Source organism: Paraburkholderia nodosa (assembly GCF_001718195.1).
Lineage (GTDB): Bacteria > Pseudomonadota > Gammaproteobacteria > Burkholderiales > Burkholderiaceae > Paraburkholderia > Paraburkholderia nodosa_A.
Map to the genome: position 1 here is coordinate 1 of NZ_MCNV01000038.1, position 16,854 is coordinate 16,854.

At 64.1% G+C, this 16,854-nt stretch carries 14 protein-coding genes and 1 pseudogene; 14 read left to right on the forward strand and 1 reads right to left on the reverse strand.

Features of this window, described 5'->3' with window-relative positions:
* From BFD71_RS35355 to BFD71_RS35370, 4 genes and pseudogenes are all read left to right on the forward strand, one after another.
* Window positions 1–450, forward strand: a pseudogene (locus BFD71_RS35355) (hopanoid biosynthesis associated radical SAM protein HpnJ); the annotation flags it as partial.
* Window positions 450–1,715 carry a bacteriohopanetetrol glucosamine biosynthesis glycosyltransferase HpnI gene (gene hpnI / locus BFD71_RS35360; protein WP_083245651.1) on the forward strand — a complete coding sequence of 422 codons (1,266 nt, stop codon included), beginning with the start codon at window positions 450–452 and terminating at the stop codon, window positions 1,713–1,715. The pseudogene BFD71_RS35355 and the gene hpnI, both read left to right, overlap by 1 nt.
* Window positions 1,716–1,774: 59 nt before the next feature.
* Entirely contained in the window at window positions 1,775–2,785 is a 1,011-nt protein-coding gene (locus BFD71_RS35365; RefSeq protein WP_069268857.1) for a lysylphosphatidylglycerol synthase domain-containing protein, read from the forward strand.
* A 77-nt stretch (window positions 2,786–2,862) separates the two neighbouring features.
* On the forward strand, window positions 2,863–3,750 hold the full coding sequence (locus BFD71_RS35370; protein ID WP_141710907.1) for a YopT-type cysteine protease domain-containing protein: 888 nt from the start codon (window positions 2,863–2,865) through the stop codon (window positions 3,748–3,750).
* Window positions 3,751–3,781: 31 nt separating this feature from the next.
* On the opposite strand, the gene BFD71_RS35375 is transcribed toward BFD71_RS35370, so the two are convergent.
* On the reverse strand, window positions 3,782–4,468 hold the full coding sequence (locus BFD71_RS35375) for a hypothetical protein (protein ID WP_069268859.1): 687 nt from the start codon (window positions 4,466–4,468) through the stop codon (window positions 3,782–3,784).
* 184 nt (window positions 4,469–4,652) lie between these two features.
* Here BFD71_RS35375 and BFD71_RS35380 point away from each other — a divergent pair, with 184 nt between their 5' ends.
* The 10 genes from BFD71_RS35380 (at window position 4,653) to BFD71_RS35425 (ending at window position 16,852) form a co-directional block, all read left to right on the forward strand.
* The gene (locus BFD71_RS35380) at window positions 4,653–5,156 is read left to right on the forward strand and encodes a DUF3455 domain-containing protein (RefSeq protein WP_069268860.1); all 504 of its coding nucleotides are present in this window, start codon (window positions 4,653–4,655) and stop codon (window positions 5,154–5,156) included.
* A gap of 81 nt (window positions 5,157–5,237) precedes the next feature.
* Window positions 5,238–6,281, forward strand: a complete 1,044-nt coding sequence (tssA, locus tag BFD71_RS35385; protein ID WP_069268861.1) for a type VI secretion system protein TssA — start codon at window positions 5,238–5,240, stop codon at window positions 6,279–6,281.
* A gap of 43 nt (window positions 6,282–6,324) precedes the next feature.
* Complete coding sequence (gene tssB / locus BFD71_RS35390) at window positions 6,325–6,840, forward strand: type VI secretion system contractile sheath small subunit (RefSeq protein ID WP_069268862.1); 516 nt, start codon at window positions 6,325–6,327, stop codon at window positions 6,838–6,840.
* A gap of 10 nt (window positions 6,841–6,850) precedes the next feature.
* On the forward strand, window positions 6,851–8,365 hold the full coding sequence (tssC, locus tag BFD71_RS35395; protein WP_069268863.1) for a type VI secretion system contractile sheath large subunit: 1,515 nt from the start codon (window positions 6,851–6,853) through the stop codon (window positions 8,363–8,365).
* A gap of 50 nt (window positions 8,366–8,415) precedes the next feature.
* Complete coding sequence (locus BFD71_RS35400) at window positions 8,416–8,907, forward strand: Hcp family type VI secretion system effector (RefSeq protein WP_069268864.1); 492 nt, start codon at window positions 8,416–8,418, stop codon at window positions 8,905–8,907.
* Between the two features lie 7 nt (window positions 8,908–8,914).
* On the forward strand, window positions 8,915–9,424 hold the full coding sequence (tssE, locus tag BFD71_RS35405) for a type VI secretion system baseplate subunit TssE (protein WP_069268865.1): 510 nt from the start codon (window positions 8,915–8,917) through the stop codon (window positions 9,422–9,424).
* Window positions 9,421–11,271: a type VI secretion system baseplate subunit TssF gene (tssF, locus tag BFD71_RS35410; protein ID WP_069268866.1), complete on the forward strand. Its 1,851-nt coding sequence runs from the start codon at window positions 9,421–9,423 to the stop codon at window positions 11,269–11,271. Before tssE ends, tssF begins: the two co-directional genes overlap by 4 nt.
* On the forward strand, window positions 11,256–12,272 hold the full coding sequence (gene tssG / locus BFD71_RS35415; protein ID WP_069268867.1) for a type VI secretion system baseplate subunit TssG: 1,017 nt from the start codon (window positions 11,256–11,258) through the stop codon (window positions 12,270–12,272). The genes tssF and tssG overlap by 16 nt, the downstream gene beginning before the upstream one ends.
* Before the next feature lie 4 nt (window positions 12,273–12,276).
* Window positions 12,277–14,880, forward strand: coding sequence for a type VI secretion system ATPase TssH (gene tssH / locus BFD71_RS35420; RefSeq protein WP_069268868.1), 2,604 nt, complete (start codon window positions 12,277–12,279; stop codon window positions 14,878–14,880).
* Complete coding sequence (locus BFD71_RS35425) at window positions 14,867–16,852, forward strand: type VI secretion system Vgr family protein (RefSeq protein WP_069268869.1); 1,986 nt, start codon at window positions 14,867–14,869, stop codon at window positions 16,850–16,852. Before tssH ends, BFD71_RS35425 begins: the two co-directional genes overlap by 14 nt.
* Window positions 16,853–16,854: the final 2 nt, after the last annotated feature.

Here is a 16,854-nt window from a genome sequence, read left to right on the forward strand (position 1 = left end):
GCGCGCCGCTTCAGCGCCGACTGCAAGACGCTCGGCATCAAGGTGCACGGCACCTTCATTCTGGGGCTGCCGGGCGAGACGCAGGACACGATCAAGAAGACGATCGAGTACGCGAAGGAAATCAATCCGCATACGATTCAGGTGTCGCTGGCGGCGCCCTATCCAGGCACGACGCTCTACAAGCAGGCCGTGGAAAACGGCTGGATGGAAGAGAACAAGACCATCAACCTGGTGAGCAAGGAAGGCGTGCAACTGGCGGCGATCGGCTATTCACATCTGTCGCGCGACGAGATCTATCACCACCTCGAACAGTTCTATCGCCAGTTCTATTTCCGGCCGTCGAAGATCTGGGAGATCGTGCGCGAGATGCTCACGAGCTGGGACATGATGAAGCGGCGTCTGCGCGAAGGCGTGGAGTTCTTCCGCTTCCTGCGCGCACACGAGGCATGATGGACCGCGCGCATGCGACGGGGCGAACCGGCGCCATCGTTGCGATGGCCGTGACGGTGCTTGCGGTCGCTTCTGCTGCAATCGAAGTCATGCGTGCCGAATTGCCCGGCTTTTCGCACCTGCTCTTCGAATCGCTCGCGGTCCTAAGCGGTCTTTGCGCCGTGGTCGGCATTATCTATACCTGCACGGCGAGCGCGCTGGTCGGTCGTTTCTTCGCGCGCGAGGTGGCGACGCCGCAGCACTTCCCGGCCATCACGCTCGCCAAGCCGCTGCACGGCGACGAATGGCACCTCGAGGAGCACCTCGCCAGCTTTTTCGAGCAGGACTATCCTGGACAAGTCCAGTATCTGTTCGGTGTTCACGACGCGCGTGACGAAGCGCTCAATGCGATCGAGCGGCTACGCACACGTTATCCCGATGCGCACATCACGGTCGTCGCCGATTCGCGCCTATACGGTCCCAACCGCAAGATCGCGAATCTCGTGAACATGCTCGAACAGGCCGAGCACGACGTGCTGTGCTTCGCCGATAGCGACGTGCTCGTCGACAAGAACTATCTGCGCCAGGTGGTCGGGGCACTGCAGCAACCGGGCGTCGGCCTCGTGAGCGCGGTTTATCGGGGCCTGTGCGCGCCCGGATTCTGGCCGCGCGTCGCGTCGGCCTTGACCAACTATCATTTCCTGCCCGGCGTCGTCACGGGGCTCGCCATCGGGCGCGCGCGGCCGTGCTTTGGCCAGTCCATCGCCATGACGCGTGAAATGCTCGACCGCATTGGCGGTCTGGCGCAATTCGCGCATCACCTCGCCGAAGACCATGCGATCGGTGAAGCCGTGCGCCGCGCCGGTGCGGAAGTGTCCATTCCGCCTATTCTGGTGCGGCACGCGTGTGTGGAGAATACGTTCGCCAAGCTCTTTGCGCACGAATTGCGCTGGAGCCGCACTGTTCGCGCGGCGGACCGCTCGGGGCATCTGGGCGCCGTGCTGATGCATCCGTTCGCGCTCGCCATGCTTGCCGTGGCCTTGTCCGGCGGCGCGGCGCCCGCGTGGGTATTGGCCGCCATGGCGCTGTGCGCGCGCGCGTGGCTGATCTGGCGGACCGATCGCGCGACCGGCGACAAGTCCAGCGGACTGTTATGCTTACCCCTTTGGGAAATGGTCCAGTTCGCGATCTATGTCGCGAGCTTTTGTTCGTCTGGCGTCGTTTGGCGCGGCACGCGCTTTCGCGTCGACAGGAATGGCATGCTTTCGCCAGTCCACGAGACCTGAGCGTCACAGTAGATGGGGGGCACAATGAGACGGGAGCATCCACTAGAGAGCACCCGCAGATGAAGCACATGGGACGTATCGCCGCCCTGGTCGGTCTTGCGATCGCCGTGTGGCTCGTATGGCGCGAGCATCCCGCAGCGGTGCTGCAACTGTTGCGCGGGGCGGGCATGGGCCTCGTGCTGGCGGCGGCCGTGCATATCATGCCGATGTGCGCGAATGCATGGGACTGGCGCAGCCTGATTCGCGCGGCGCAGCGGCCGTCGTTCGCGACGATGCTCAAACTCGTGTGGATCCGCGAATCGATCAACGGCTTGCTGCCGGTGGCGCGCGTGGGCGGGGAACTCGTCTCGTTCCGGCTGCTTGGCCGTGCGGGCGTACGGCCGGCCACGGCGGTGGCGAGCCTCATCGCCGACATGCAACTCACGCTGATCAGCCAGGTGCTCTTTGCGTTGCTCGCGGCCGGCTACCTGCTCGAACATTCCTCTTCCGACACCGCGCGGATCGTGGGGCGGCTCGCATGGGGCCTCGCGGGCTTCATCCCGCTGCTCGTGCTGTTCGCACTCGTGCAGCACGCTCGGCCGTTCGAGCGCGCGGCACGCACGCTCAACCGCGTGACGAGCGGCAAGGTCGTCGATCTCGTGGGCAAGTCCGCGCGCGTCGATTTATCCCTCAAGCTGATCTGGCGGCAGACCGGCGTGATCGTGCGCTACGTGCTCGTCTGGCAGACGCTGCAATGCCTCGGTTACGCGCTCGAAATCTGGATCGCGTTGCGCGTGCTCGGCACGGACGCGACCTTCGTGCAGGCGTTCGTGATCGAGGCCCTGATCCAGATGCTGAGCAGCATCGCGTTTCTCGTGCCGGCCGGCCTTGGTGTGCAGGAGGGCGGCTTCGTCGTGATTGGCGGACTGCTGGGGTTCGATGCGCCGACATGCCTTGCGCTCGCGGGCGCAAGACGCGTGCGCGATCTGATGTTCTATTTGCCAGGCCTGCTTGCCTGGCAGGCGGCCGAGTATGGCTGGCCGTCACGACGCCGCACAGAAGGTACCGCCACGCGCGCCCGCACGGAATAATCCCGGAAGTGACCTGTTATTGAAGACAGGTCGCTTCACATTGCTCTATTGTCGGCAATCGCCCGAAAGGACTCGACATGGCAAGGGATTTCAGCGCGCTGAACAAGCACGCTCACCGCGAATACAAATTCGTTCAGGCCGATTCATATCGTCAGGTCAGGCAGACCTACGGGACAGATATGGATGGCGGGGCGTGCATGGGCGTCGTGTTGAATTGGGTCAAGGAGAAGTTGTCGACCTCGAACGGGCTGCTTCGTCCTGATGGTCCCCTGCGCAATTCGGCCGTCAAGCATTTTTCGAATCCACTCAATCCCCTTTCGCGCATTCGCAACGGCATCTCCCCGCCCACGGATTCCACGCTGGGGAAACTCATCGGCAAGGAACCCGGGCAACCACGCGGCAGAAAGAGCGCGGCGCGCAACGAAGCGACCATGCTGGAGGGCGCGAAGAATCAGGAAACTTACAACCGCTACAAGACCACTGACCGGTTGGTCGCTGAACTCGAGCTCGATCCGGGCGGATATACGCCAGAAGAAAAAACGCGCAAGGTAAAGCATGTCGCGCAGAATGTTGGCACAAGCCGCCCCCAGGAGAGTTTCGTAGCCGAGCGCTCGGACGACGCCACGATTGCCGGAGCCGCGGAGCAGTTGCCCAAGGGCAATGCAATCGTGCTCGATTTGCAGCAAGAGGCCGGTGGTCCCGGGCACGCCGTTGCGTTTTACAAGAGCCGGGGAGGCACGCTCTATTTTTTCGACCCGAACGCCGGCGTGTACGAGATATCTCGTCCGTACGAGAAACACCTTCTGGGATTCGTGCAGGCGTGGCTCGATGTCTACACGAAGGACAAAGACGATAAGGGCGTGCCCACTCCGAAAAACTGGAAGACGAAAGATGAACACCGCTGGTATTCAGTTTTTACCCGCACCACCCCCAAGAAAGCCGGCACTGCTCCCACGGAAGACTAACGCCTGAAAGAACCCGGAGCCCTCGCGGGCATTAACCGTGACTCGTGCGCAACTGAAAGCGCCAACGCTCGAGATTCGAGAGTTCATCCACGGTCTTCTTCTCGATGTCGCCGCGAATCAGGTGATGAATCGTGAGCCGACCCTGCTTTGTCTCCAGGATCTGTACTAGCCGTGCGCGCTCCCGCTGCCCCTTGAAGCCCAGATCGAAATAGATGACGCGGCGACGCGTATCTCCGGTGACGAGGCTCAAGCCACCCCCGCCGCCCGACCCGCCAAGGACGCCCATTTGGGGAACATCCCGTATGTGGAGATTCCAGCTGAAGCCATTGCGCGCGATCCACTTCTTTGCATCCTCCTCGCGCTTCATGGCCATGAGCGCAGCGGGCGGATGATTGGTCACATCGGTCGCGATCGTATAGCGCGACTTGTGCCAATTCCTGAAGGTATTCGATTCCCGATTGTGCGCATACATGTTTCTCTCGACTTTGCCTTCGAACTCCCATTGCTGCGTCACGGTGTCGAACCTGAACCATTCGATGCACTCGTTCCACTCCAGTTGGGGGCATTCGATGTCATCGGCCATGAGCTTGCCGAGCATGGGCGCCTTGACCTCAGCGCGAAACGTCAGGTCGAATTGATGACCGGCAGTGGCAGTGGAAGAGCGTCCGCCAATGGGTTTGATCCGCTCGACGGGCACAGCAAGATTGGAAATCGTCATGCGGGCTTTCATGGCTCACCTTTGTGCAATTCGGGATGCAGCCATAACAGCTGAACGTTTCCAGATATTCCCTCCCATGCACGGCGACAGGCTGCAAAAAACAAATGGAATAGTTCTCCTCGCCGGGCTGTTGTGGAAGAGCGGATCGAACTGGATCGACCCGCTGGGCTAAAGGAGCTTCTCCATGACTCACCTCTCACGCGGGAAGCATATTGCGATTGGGGCTGGGCTGATTTCGATGATGAGTGGGGCTTCCGCGCAAGTCGAATCGATCGATGTGCCGGGCGTACAGCCGTTCCTGAAAACGACCGCAGCGGGGGTGCAGATCTACGCCTGCGAGTACGGTGCGGATCACACGCTCGACTGGGTGTTCCGGCAGCCGCGCGCCACGCTCTACGACGCACACGGCGCCGAGGTGATCGAGCATTCGGCCGGCCCGTCGTGGCAGGCGCACGATGGCAGCCGCATCGAGGGAAAAGTCGTCGCGCAGGAACCCAGCGGGACGCCCGGCAGCGTGCCGCAACTGCTGCTCGAGGCGCACTCCGCCGGATCACCGGGCATGCTCGCAGCCGTGCGCTACGTGCAGCGGGTCAGGACGGTGGGCGGTGTGAAGCCGGCCGCGCCGTGCACAGTCGAGCACGAGACGGGTAGCTCGCCCTATATCGCGACTTACATCTTTTATAAGTAAAAAGACAGATCATAGAACGGTCTCTCTGGAAAGAGACACCGCAATTAATTCGGAATACGAATTTAAAACAGTCGAAGCGCCATGACCATCGAATTCATCACGCATCAGGACTGGACCGAGTGGCTCGAACCTCTCACGCAAGCGCAGCCGTGCGGCCCGGACCTCGAATATGACGCGCAATTTCGCGAACTCGAGGAAGCGGTCAGCGGACGTCCCGAAGCCGAGTACGGAGACACGCTCGTGGCCGCCGTTGCGCCCGACTGGGAAGCCGCCGATGCGCTTGGCACCGCATTGATGGCCCGCACGCGAGACCTTCGCGTGGTGATGCATCTAGCGCGAGCGCGCTGGGTTCGCGAGGGCATTACCGGTCTCGCGGACGGCCTCGTCTTGACCGCCGCGCTGCTGGAGCGCCATTGGGAGCACGTGCACCCGCAACTCGACGCCAGCGACGGCGACGACGCGACGGCCCGCATCAACGCGCTTGCCGCGTGGACGGCGGCCGGCGGCGTGCTCGCCGGTCTCATGGATAGCCCGCTGCTGCAAGGCCGTTCTCCGGTCACGCTGCGCGAGTGGTCGTATGCGAATGGCGAAGCCGTCGCGCCAGAAGGGCACACGATGATTAGCCTCACGGCAATCGAAGCGTCGATCGCCGTGTCGCCCGATGCCGCGCGCAGCGCGAAGAGGGCGTTCGATGCCGCGTACGCCAGCGTCCGCGCAATCGAAGCGACGCTTGCCGAACGCGTAGGCGCTACCCAATCGCTCGATTTTGCTTCGTTGAAGGCGTTGCTGGAGCGCGCATCGTCGCTGCTCGCGACGGGCGTGCACCCGGGCGAGGCGCAAATGCATCAAGCGGACGAGCCCGGTGTCGCGTCGCCAGCAGCCGCCATCGGCAACGCATCCTCCAGCACGATCGGCAGCCGCGCCGACGTGGCCGCCACGCTGCAGCGGATCTGCGCCTGGTACGCGCAACACGAACCTGCGAGCCCGGTGCCGTTGCTGCTCGAAAGGGCGCGCGGCCTCGTCGAGAAGTCCTTTGTCGATCTTTTGAAGGACCTCGCGCCGGAAGGACTCGCGCAACTTACCCAGGTGGTCGGTACCGCCGCCGTCGAAATACCGGCGGAATGATCTAAGCCGCACTGCAACGCAGTTCAACCAGGAGAACGGTCAAATGGCCAAGGAGAGCAGTCAGAAGTTCATTGCGCGCAATCGGGCGCCGCGCGTGCAGATCGAGTACGACGTGGAAGTGTACGGCTCGGAAAGGAAGGTCAACTTGCCTTTCGTGATGGGCGTGCTGTCCGATCTCTCGGGGCAGCCGCAGGAAGCGCTGCCGCCCGTTGCGGAACGCAAGTTTCTGGAGATCGACATCGACAACTTCGACGAACGGCTGCGCTCCATGAAGCCGCGTGTGGCGATGCAGGTCGACAACACGTTGACCGGCGAGGGCAAGATCGGCGTGGACATGACTTTCGCGAGCATGGACGACTTCGAGCCCGCCGCGATCGCGCGCAACGTCGAGCCGCTCGCGAGGCTGCTCGAAACGCGCAGCCAGTTGCAGAACCTGCTGACCTATATGGACGGCAAGACCGACGCGGAAAAGCTCGTCGCCCGCTTGCTCGAAGACCCTGCGCTGATGAATGCGCTTGCCGCCGCGCCGAACCCCCAGGGCGAGCCCGACTCCGAATAAAGGACCCAAGATGGCAGACACTCAACTCGATCCATCCGCGTTCGCGCAGCCGGAAAGGCAGGAAGCCGACGCGGCGAGCCCATCCGGCGAGTTTCAACAGCTCTTGCAGAAGGCGTTCCGCCCGCGCACGGAGAAAGCGCGCGAAGCGGTGGAAAGCGCCGTGCGCACGCTCGCGGAGCAGGCGCTGCTCGACACGCACCGCGTGTCCGACGATGCGCTCGCGACCATCGAAGCGCTGATCGCGCGCATCGACGAAAAGCTGAGCGCCCAGATCAACGTCATCCTGCATGCAGAGCCGTTCCAGCAGCTCGAAAGCGCGTGGCGCGGGCTCCACTATCTCGTCACCAACACCGAGAGCGACGAGAGCCTCAAACTGCGCGTGATGAACATTTCGAAGGCCGACCTGCACCGCTCGCTGCGCAAGTACAAGGGCGTGGCGTGGGACCAGAGCCCGCTCTTCAAGCGGCTTTACGAGGAAGAATACGGCCAGTTCGGCGGTGAGCCTTACGGCGCATTGGTGGCCGATTACTACTTCGACAACAGCGGCCCCGACGTCGATTTCCTCACGCAGATGGGCAAGATTTCCGCTGCCGCGCACGCGCCGTTCATCGCGGGCGCGGACCCCGCCGTCATGCTGATGGACTCGTGGCAGGAGCTGGCGAATCCGCGCGATCTCACGAAGATCTTCCAGACGCCCGAGCACGCCGCATGGCGCTCGCTGCGCGATTCCGAAGACTCGCGCTATATCGGCCTCGCCATGCCGCGCTTTCTCGCGCGCACGCCCTATGGCGCGAAAACGAGCCCCGTGGACGAATTCGATTTCGAGGAAGACACCGCGGGCGCGGACGCGTCGAAATACGCGTGGGCCAATGCGGCCTACGCGATGGCCGTGAACATCAATCGCTCGTTCAAGACGTGGGGATGGTGCTCGCGCATTCGCGGCATCGAGTCGGGCGGGGTGGTGGAGGATCTGCCGGTCCACGCGTTTCCGACCGACGACGGCGGCGTCGACATGAAGTGCCCGACGGAAATCGCCATCAGCGACCGCCGCGAAGCCGAACTGGCGAAGAACGGTTTCATGCCGCTCGTCCACAAGAAGAATTCGGATATTGCGGCATTCATCGGCGCGCAGTCGCTCAACAAGCCGATCGAATACGAAGACCCGGACGCCACGGCGAACGCCAACCTCGCCGCGCGCCTGCCTTATCTGTTCGCCTGCAGCCGTTTCGCGCACTACCTCAAGTGCATTGCGCGCGACAAGCTCGGCAGCTTCAAGGAGAAGGACGACATGCAGCGTTGGTTGCAGGACTGGATTCTTCAGTACGTGGACGGCGACCCGGCCAACTCGTCGGAAGAGACCAAGTCGCGCCGGCCGCTCGCGGCGGCGGAAGTCGTGGTCGAGGAAGTGGAGGGCAATCCGGGCTACTACACGTCGAAGTTCTACCTGCGTCCGCATTATCAGCTCGAAGGCCTGACCGTCTCGTTGCGGCTCGTTTCCCGGCTGCCGTCGACCAAAGCGGCCTGAGCCGCGACGGTTTTTCAAACTTGTACGAACCTGATCAATAAGGAATCCAAATGGCAGTCGATATTTTTCTGAAACTTGGCACGGTCACGGGCGAGTCGCTGGATCAGACTCACAAGGACGAAATCGACGTGCTCTCGTGGAGCTGGAGCATGGACCAGTCCGGCACGATGCACCTCGGCACGGGCGGTGGCGGCGGCAAGGTCGATGTGCACGATCTCTCGATCACCAAGTACACGGACCACGCCACGCCGGCCATCATGACCGCCTGCGTGACGGGCAAGCATTTCCCCACCGGAAAACTCACCGTGCGCAAGGCGGGCGGCACCAAACCGTTGGAGTACTACACGATCGATCTGGAAAAAGTGCTCGTCACGAACTACGCGACAGGCGGATCGGACGGCGAAGACCGCTTCACCGAAACGGTGACGCTCAACTTCGAGAAATTCCACGTGACCTACCAGCAGCAGGATCCGACCACCGGCTCGGCGCTCGGCGGCGTAGTCGAGTGCAAGTGGAACATTCCGGCCAGCGCAACGGCGTAAGCGGATCATGCGCACGAGAAACGCGGAGCGCGTGCAGCCCTCGCTGCTGGAGCGGCTGACCGACCACGCGCCCGAAGCCACGAGCGAAGTCCGCGAGCATCGCGCCAGCTCGGCGCGCGCGCAGCGCCTGAGCGTCATGCGCGATATCGGTTGGCTCCTCAATGCGCGGGGCATCGCGTCGGCGCAGGAGATCGCGCGCTATCCGTGCGTGGCCGACTCGGTGCTCAACTTCGGCTTCGCGGAGCTGGCGGGCAAGAGCGCGTCGGACGTGGAGCTCAGTCGGATCGAACGGCTGATTGCCGAGGCGATCGGCGCATTCGAGCCGCGCATCGTGCGCGGCACCCTGCGCGTGCGCGCCATTGAGTCCGGTGGGGTGGATATCGCACACAACGCGCTGGCGTTCATCGTCGAAGGCGATCTCCATGCGCACCCTGTACCCGAGCGGCTTTATTTGCGCACGGAACTCGATCTGGAAGCCGGCAAGGCAAACGTGTACGAAGAGGTGACGCCCAGATGAACCCCGACTTCCTCCAGTACTACAGCCGCGAATTGCAGCACGTTCGCGAGATGGGTGGCGAGTTCGCCAAGGCGTTTCCGAAGATCGCGGGGCGGCTGGGCCTCGAAGGTTTCGACTGCGCCGATCCGTATGTGGAGCGTTTGCTCGAAGGGTTCGGCTTTCTGGCCGCGCGCGTGCAGATGAAAATCGATGCGGAGTTTCCGCGCTTCACGCAGCATCTCGCCGAACTGGTGTATCCGCACTATCTCGCGCCGACGCCCGCGATGACGGTCGTGCAACTGCAGCCCGACAAGACTCACCCCGCACTGGCGGACGGCGTTGCCGTGCCGCGCGGTACGGCCCTGCAGGGTCGGTTCGACGGCGAACGTGCGACGCGCTGCGAGTTCCGCACAGCGCACGCGCTGACTTTGTCTCCGCTCGAACTGGTGGAGGCGCGGCTTTTCACTCACACCGGCGCGCTGCCCGGCGTCGCCGCCGTGCCGCGCGGCGTGAAGGCAGGCTTGCGCCTCAAGTTGCGCGCGCTCGGCGAGCGCACCATCGGCGATCTGACGATCGATCATCTGCCCATCTACCTGCGCGGCAGCGACGGCGCGGCGGCGAAACTTTTTGAACTGCTGGTCGGCTCGACGCTTGGCATCGCGACATCCGGTGGCGTGCTGTCGCCTTCGTCGCTGCGCCCGCTCGGCTTCTCCGACGAAGAAGCCCTGCTGCCCGTGAGCGATCAATCGTTTCCCGGCTATCGGCTGCTGCAAGAGTATTTCGCATTTTCCCAGCGCTTCATGTTCATCGGCATCGATGGATTGCGCTCGCATTTCGCTCGTTGCGAAAGCGACGAAATCGAGCTTGTGGTACTGCTTTCGAAGGGCGATACCACACTCGAACAACGGGTCGACCACGAAAACTTCGCGCTGCATTGCACGCCCGCCATCAATCTCTTTGCGCGCCGCGCCGATCGCATCGCGGTGACGGGTGAGCAGTTCGAACATCATGTGGTGGCGGACCGCACGCGTCCGCGCGACTTCGAGGTCTATCGCGTGCAAAGCGTGACGGGCCATCGCTCGGGCGGCGGTGCGCCGATCGAATTTCAGCCGTTCTACCGAATGCGCGATCTGGGCGCAGGCGAACCCGACACGGCGTTTTATCAGGTGCGGCGCGAGAAACGTCTGCCATCCGCCCGCGAGCAGGAGCGCGGCACGCGTTCGTCGTATTCGGGCAGCGAAACCTGGATCGCCCTGGTGGATACGCACGAAGCGCCGTATCCCGGCGATCTGCATCAACTCGGCGTGAGCGTGCTGTGCACCAACCGCGACCTCACGCTGACGATGCCGCTCGGGCGGGGCGAAACCGACTTCACTCTGGAGCTGGAAGCGCCGGTATCCGGCGTGCGCTGTGTCGCCGGCCCGAGCCGCCCATTGCCGTCCTATGCGCAAGGTGCAGTGGCGTGGCGTCTCTTGAGTCACCTGTCGCTCAACTATGCGTCGCTCGTGGACGACGCGGACGGGAGCGGCGCGCGCGCCATGCGCGACTTGCTCGCGCTCTACGCGCCCGAAGGCGACGGCGCGGCCGCGCGGCAGATCGAAGGTCTGCGCTCCATCGGCTCGCGCGCAGTCACGCGCCGCTTGCCGTCGCGCGGGCCGATCGTGTTCGGCCGCGGCCTCGCGCTCGATGTGCTGCTCGACGAGAACGGTTTCGAAGGTGCGAGCGCGTTTCTGTTCGGTGCGGTGCTCGCGCGCTTTTTCGAGCAATACGTGTCGATGAATTCGTTTACCGAAACCTGCGTGTCCTCGACCACTCGCGGTGAAATCATGCGCTGGGCGCCGGGGAGCGGGCAATGCCGGACGCTGTGATGCTATTCGAGCGCTTCTCTGCCGATGCGAACCGCTTCGACTTCTTTCAGGCCGTGCGGCTGGTGGAATGTGCGCATAGCGGGTTGCCGCGCGTGGGCGCTTCGCTGCGCCCGCGTGACGACGCAGTGCGATTCGGTCAGGAACCCGAATTGATCTTCTTTCCGACTGCGTTACGCCATTTCGCCAGCAAGCAGGACGCCGCGCCGAAGCTCGCCCTGAACTTCTTCGGTCTGCTTGGCCCGAATGGCCCGATGCCCACGCATCTGACCGAATACGTGCGTCATCGCGCGCGTAACGCGGGCGATCCGACTTTCGCGCGCTTTCTCGACGTGTTTCATCACCGCATGGCCTCGCTGTTCTATCGCGCGTGGGCCACGGCGCAGCCGGTGGTCAGTCTCGATCGCGACGACAACGATCGATTCTCCGCATACGTGGGCACCGTGTTCGGGCTCAACGAAGCGGCGCTGCGCAACCGCGACAGCGTCCCCGATTTCGCCAAGCTGCATTTCGCGGGGCTGCTCGCGGGGCCCACGCGCCACGCAGCGGGTTTGCGGATCGTGCTGTCGCGCTTTTTTGGCTTGCCAGTGGAAGTCGTGCAGAACGTGGGGCACTGGATGAAGCTGCCCGAAGCTGCGCTGACGCACCTCGGTGCGCGCGATGAAAACGCCCTCATGGGTGTCGGCACGATGCTTGGGGGCCGCGTGTTCGATCGGCAGCACAAGTTCCGCGTCGTGCTCGGACCGCTTTCGCTGAGCGATTACGAGCGCTTCCTGCCGGGCGGTACGAGCCTCGCGCGGCTCGCCGACTGGGTGCGTCTATACCTGCGCGACCCATTCGAATGGGACGTGAACCTGCAATTGCGGCGCGCAGAGGTGCCGCGTCTCGCATTGGGGCGCAAGCAGCGCCTCGGCTACACGACCTGGCTGCACGCGCGCGCCGCCACGGCCGACGCGACGCAACTCGAGCTTCGTCCGTTGATCCCATCTCATGCAAAGGACTAGTGCAATGGCAGACATCAGCCGCGCCGTCATGTTCGGCAAACTCGATACGCTCAGCTTCGGCGCGATGGAGAGTGCGACCACGTTCTGCCGCTTGCGCGGCAATGCGTATGTCGAGCTTGCGCACTGGCTGCATCAGATGCTGCAGTTGCCCGATTCGGATCTGCACCGCGTCATCCGGCACGCCCACTTCGAACCCGCGGCGCTCGCGCGCGATCTGACCGATGCGCTCGACCGACTGCCGCGCGGGGCGGCCTCGGTCAGCGATATTTCATCGCAGCTGGAAGAGGCCGTGGAGCGCGGCTGGGTCTATGCTTCGCTGCTCTTCGACGCGCAGAAGGTGCGCAGCGCGCATGTGCTCGTCGGCGTGTTGCAGACGCCCGTGCTGCGCAACGCATTGCGCGGTATTTCGCGCGAGTTCGATCGCGTGAAGCTGGATGACCTCGTCGCCAACTTCGCCGATGTGCTCGACGGTTCGCCGGAAGCATCGACGCAGGCGCCTGTCGTGACGCAGGAGCCCGACACGCCGCATCGCACCGACGACGCGTTGCAGCGCTTCACCGTCGATCTCACGGCCCAGGCGCGTGAAGGCCGGCTCGATCCCGTGGTGGGCCGCGATGCGGAGATTCGCCAGGTCGTCGACATCCTCATGCGGCGCAGGCAGAACAATCCGATCCTCACCGGCGAGGCAGGGGTCGGCAAGACGGCCGTGGTCGAAGGCCTCGCACTGCGCATCGCGGCGGGCGACGTGCCGCCCGCGCTGCGCGACGTGAGCCTGCGGGCGCTCGACGTCGCACTGCTGCAGGCCGGAGCGGGCGTGAAAGGCGAATTCGAAGCGCGGTTGCGTCAGGTGCTGGAAGCCGTGCAGGCGGCGTTCCATCCCATCATCCTCTTCATCGACGAGGCGCACACGCTGATCGGCGCGGGCGGCGCGGCGGGCACCGGCGACGCGGCGAATCTGCTCAAGCCCGCGCTTGCACGCGGGAGTGTGCGCACCATCGCAGCAACGACGTGGTCGGAGTACCGCAGGCACATCGAGAAAGATCCGGCGCTCACGCGGCGCTTTCAGGTCGTGCAGGTCCACGAGCCCGAGGAGGCGCGTGCCGTGACGATGATGCGGGGACTCGCTGCCGCGCTGGAAACGCATCACGGCGTGCAGGTGCTCGACGAGGCAATCGAGGCGGCGGTGAAACTCTCGCATCGCTATCTGCCCGCGCGGCAGTTGCCGGACAAGTCGGTGAGCCTGCTCGATACCGCATGCGCACGCGTTGCGGTGAGCCAGCACGCCACGCCGCCGGCCGTCGACGACGCGCAACGGCGCATCGATGCGCTCAACACGGAGCTGGAGGTGATCGGGCGCGAGGCGGCGATCGGCGTCGATACGGCGGCACGTCGCGAAGCCGCGGCGGCGGCATTGCAAACCGAGACCGCGCGCCTTGCCGATCTGCACGCGCGCTGGAATGTGGAGCGCGAGATGGTCGAAGACATCCTCGCGCGCCGCCAGGCGCTGCGGGAAGGCGCCCCGGACGCCGATCTTGCCGCGTTGCGCGAACGCCAGGCGCAACTCGCCGAGCATCAGGGCGACGCGCCGCTCGTGCTGCCAGGCGTGGACCGTCATGCCGTGGCCGCGGTCGTGCAGGACTGGACCGGCGTGCCCGTGCTCAACATGCTGAAGAACGAGATCTGCAATGTATTGCGGCTGAACGAGGTGCTCGACCGCCGCATCATCGGCCAGCAGCATGCCACGCAAATGATCGCGCGGCGCGTGCAGACTTCGCGCGCAGGCCTCGACGATCCGAATAAGCCGGTTGGCGTGTTTTTGCTCGCGGGCACCTCGGGCGTGGGCAAGACCGAGACGGCGCTCGCGCTTGCCGAGGCACTCTATGGCGGCGAGCAAAACCTCATTGCCATCAACATGAGCGAGTATCAGGAAGCGCACACGGTGTCGCTGCTCAAGGGCGCGCCGCCGGGCTACGTGGGCTTCGGCGAAGGCGGCGTGCTGACCGAAGCGGTGCGCCGGCGGCCGCACAGCGTCGTGCTGCTCGACGAAGTGGAGAAGGCGCATCCCGACGTGCACGAGCTGTTTTTCCAGGTTTTCGACAAAGGCCGGATGGACGACAGCGAAGGCCGTTCCATCGATTTCCGCAATACGCTCATTCTGCTCACGACCAATGCGGGCACCGAATGCGTTGCGCAGTTGTGCCGCGATCCACGAACGAGCCCACCGATGGAGGTGATTGAACGCGAGCTCCACACGCAATTGCTGGAGACGTTCCCGGCCGCGTTGCTCGGACGCATGGTGACCATTCCGTATTACCCGCTCTCCAATGAGATGCTGAGCGCCATCATCCGGCTGCAACTCGGCCGCGTGGCCGAGCGTGTGACGCTCACGCACGGCGTGCCGTTCACCTATGACGAGACCGTGGTGACGCAGATCGCACAGCGTTGCACGCGCATGGAAAGCGGCGGCCGCATGATCGACGCGATCCTCACCAACAGCGTGCTGCCGCGCATCAGCACGGCGTTCCTTTCGCGCGTGATGGACGGAAAGACGCTTGCGCGTGTGCATGTGAGCGTCGAGAACGAGGAGTTCAGCTATGCCTTCGACTAGTCGCCATGTGCGTATGACCTGTGCGGCGCTCGGCGACGACGCGGTGTTTCTGCGTATGTCGGCGAGCGAGGCGCTGGGACGCCTGAGCCGCTTCGAGATCGCGTTCCTGAGCCTTCACAACGATATCGACCCGGGCGCGGTGCTCGGGCAGAACCTTTCTGTGACGCTCGATTATCCAGCGGGCGGGTCGCGCGAGTTCAACGGCATTGTCACGACGCTGCGTCTGCTCGCACCCGGCGACACCACGAAAAATCGCATGGCGCGCTATGAGGCGGTCGTGCATCCGCGCCTGTGGTTGCTCACGCGCGCCTCGCACCGGCGCTTCTTTCATCAGCGCACGGCACCGCAAATCGTTGCGCAAGTGCTGGAGTCGTACGACATCGACTTTCGCAACGCATGTACGGCGAGCTATCCGGCGCTCGACCATTGCGTGCAGTACCGCGAAACGGATTTCGACTTCGTGAGCCGCCTCATGGAGCGCGAAGGCATGCATTACTTCTTCGAGCACGCAGGCGGCAAGCATACGCTCGTGCTGGCCGATTCCGGCGCGGAGCATCGGCCCATCGCGCACTATGAGTCGGTGCCGTTTCAGGGCTGGGACACGCCGGAACCCGATGAAGAATGCGTCTACCGCTGGCATGCGGGCGCGACGCTCGAAACGGGGCGCTACGAAGTCAACGACTACGACTTCGAAAAGGCCTCGGTGAGCAACAGCGAAGGACTCGTTTCGCGCGCGACACGCAGCGCACCCTACGATCCGCCGCGGTATTTGATGCAGGAGCATCTGAGCGGGCATCTGAAAGCGGGCGACGGCGAGCGCCTCGCGCGCATCAACGTGGAGATCCATCAAACGCAGAACGACGCGATGGAAGGGCGCGCCACCTCACGCGGCATCGCAGCGGGCGGCTTGTTCCGGCTGCGCGAACATCCGGGTGGCGCGCAGAACCGTCAGTATCTCGTGATCGAGAATCAGGCCGAAATCGTATCGGATGCCTATGTATCCACGAGCGATCCCACACAGCCGATGTTCGATTGTCGTTTCACTGCGATTCGCAGCGACAACACGTTCCGTTCGCTGCGCATCACGCCCGTTCCTCGCGCGGCGGGACCGCAGACGGCGGTCGTGATCGGCCCGCCGGGCGAAGAGATTCTCACAGACAAATACGGGCGCGTGAAAGTGCAGTTCCATTGGGAGCAGCTTTCGCAGGCAGGCGGCGCGGATCGGCTCGATCGCTGCTGGGTGCGCGTGGCGCAGGGCTGGGCGAACCGGCGCTGGGGGGCGATGTGCCTGCCGCGCATCGGCCAGGAGGTGCTGGTGGATTTCATCGAAGGCGATCCCGACCGGCCAGTGATCGTCGGCGCGGTCTACAACTCGACCAACATGCCGCCGTACGACCTGCCCGCGCAAAGCGCGGTGTCCACGCTCAAGAGTCAGTCGACGAAGGGCGGCAACGGCTACAACGAAGTCCGCCTCGACGACCGCAAGGGCGGCGAACAAATGTTCTTTCACGCCGAGCGCGATCACGAAACGTGGGTCAAGCACGACGCGCTGATGAACGTCACCGGCGAACGGCATCTGTGCATCGGCGGCGAGGAGTTTCGCGAGACGCGCGGCGCACGTAACGATTCGGTACTGGGCAGCAGCACGTCGCGCGTGGTTGGCCCCGTCTCGGCCGCCAGCATGACGACGCACGAGCAGTTCGTGGGCGAGGTGTATTCGCTCGACGCGGGCGCAGCCGTGCACATCAAGGCGGGCGCGGCGGTGGAAATCGAGGCGAGCGCAACCATCGCGCTGCGTGCGGGAGCGTCGTACATCCTCATCGGTCCGGAAACGATCGAGATGTCGAGCTTCCCGATTCCGCTCGGCCCGGGCGTGCCGCCGGTGTCGCTTTCCGTGGCCCCCGCGCCGCCAACGCCGCCCCGCGACGCCGACGACGGCACGAGCAAGATTCGCAATCAGGAGGCTCCGTGAGA

Coding starts and splice junctions, on each gene's coding strand:
- tssC (WP_069268863.1), top strand. CDS start 6,851: ATGGCAGACACTCAACTCGATCCATCCGCGTTCGCGCAGCCGGAAAGG.
- tssA (WP_069268861.1), top strand. CDS start 5,238: ATGACCATCGAATTCATCACGCATCAGGACTGGACCGAGTGGCTCGAA.
- tssH (WP_069268868.1), top strand. CDS start 12,277: ATGGCAGACATCAGCCGCGCCGTCATGTTCGGCAAACTCGATACGCTC.
- tssB (WP_069268862.1), top strand. CDS start 6,325: ATGGCCAAGGAGAGCAGTCAGAAGTTCATTGCGCGCAATCGGGCGCCG.
- BFD71_RS35370 (WP_141710907.1), top strand. CDS start 2,863: ATGGCAAGGGATTTCAGCGCGCTGAACAAGCACGCTCACCGCGAATAC.
- BFD71_RS35380 (WP_069268860.1), top strand. CDS start 4,653: ATGACTCACCTCTCACGCGGGAAGCATATTGCGATTGGGGCTGGGCTG.
- tssF (WP_069268866.1), top strand. CDS start 9,421: ATGAACCCCGACTTCCTCCAGTACTACAGCCGCGAATTGCAGCACGTT.
- BFD71_RS35400 (WP_069268864.1), top strand. CDS start 8,416: ATGGCAGTCGATATTTTTCTGAAACTTGGCACGGTCACGGGCGAGTCG.
- BFD71_RS35425 (WP_069268869.1), top strand. CDS start 14,867: ATGCCTTCGACTAGTCGCCATGTGCGTATGACCTGTGCGGCGCTCGGC.
- BFD71_RS35375 (WP_069268859.1), bottom strand. CDS start 4,468: ATGACGATTTCCAATCTTGCTGTGCCCGTCGAGCGGATCAAACCCATT.
- BFD71_RS35365 (WP_069268857.1), top strand. CDS start 1,775: ATGAAGCACATGGGACGTATCGCCGCCCTGGTCGGTCTTGCGATCGCC.
- tssG (WP_069268867.1), top strand. CDS start 11,256: ATGCCGGACGCTGTGATGCTATTCGAGCGCTTCTCTGCCGATGCGAAC.
- hpnI (WP_083245651.1), top strand. CDS start 450: ATGGACCGCGCGCATGCGACGGGGCGAACCGGCGCCATCGTTGCGATG.
- tssE (WP_069268865.1), top strand. CDS start 8,915: ATGCGCACGAGAAACGCGGAGCGCGTGCAGCCCTCGCTGCTGGAGCGG.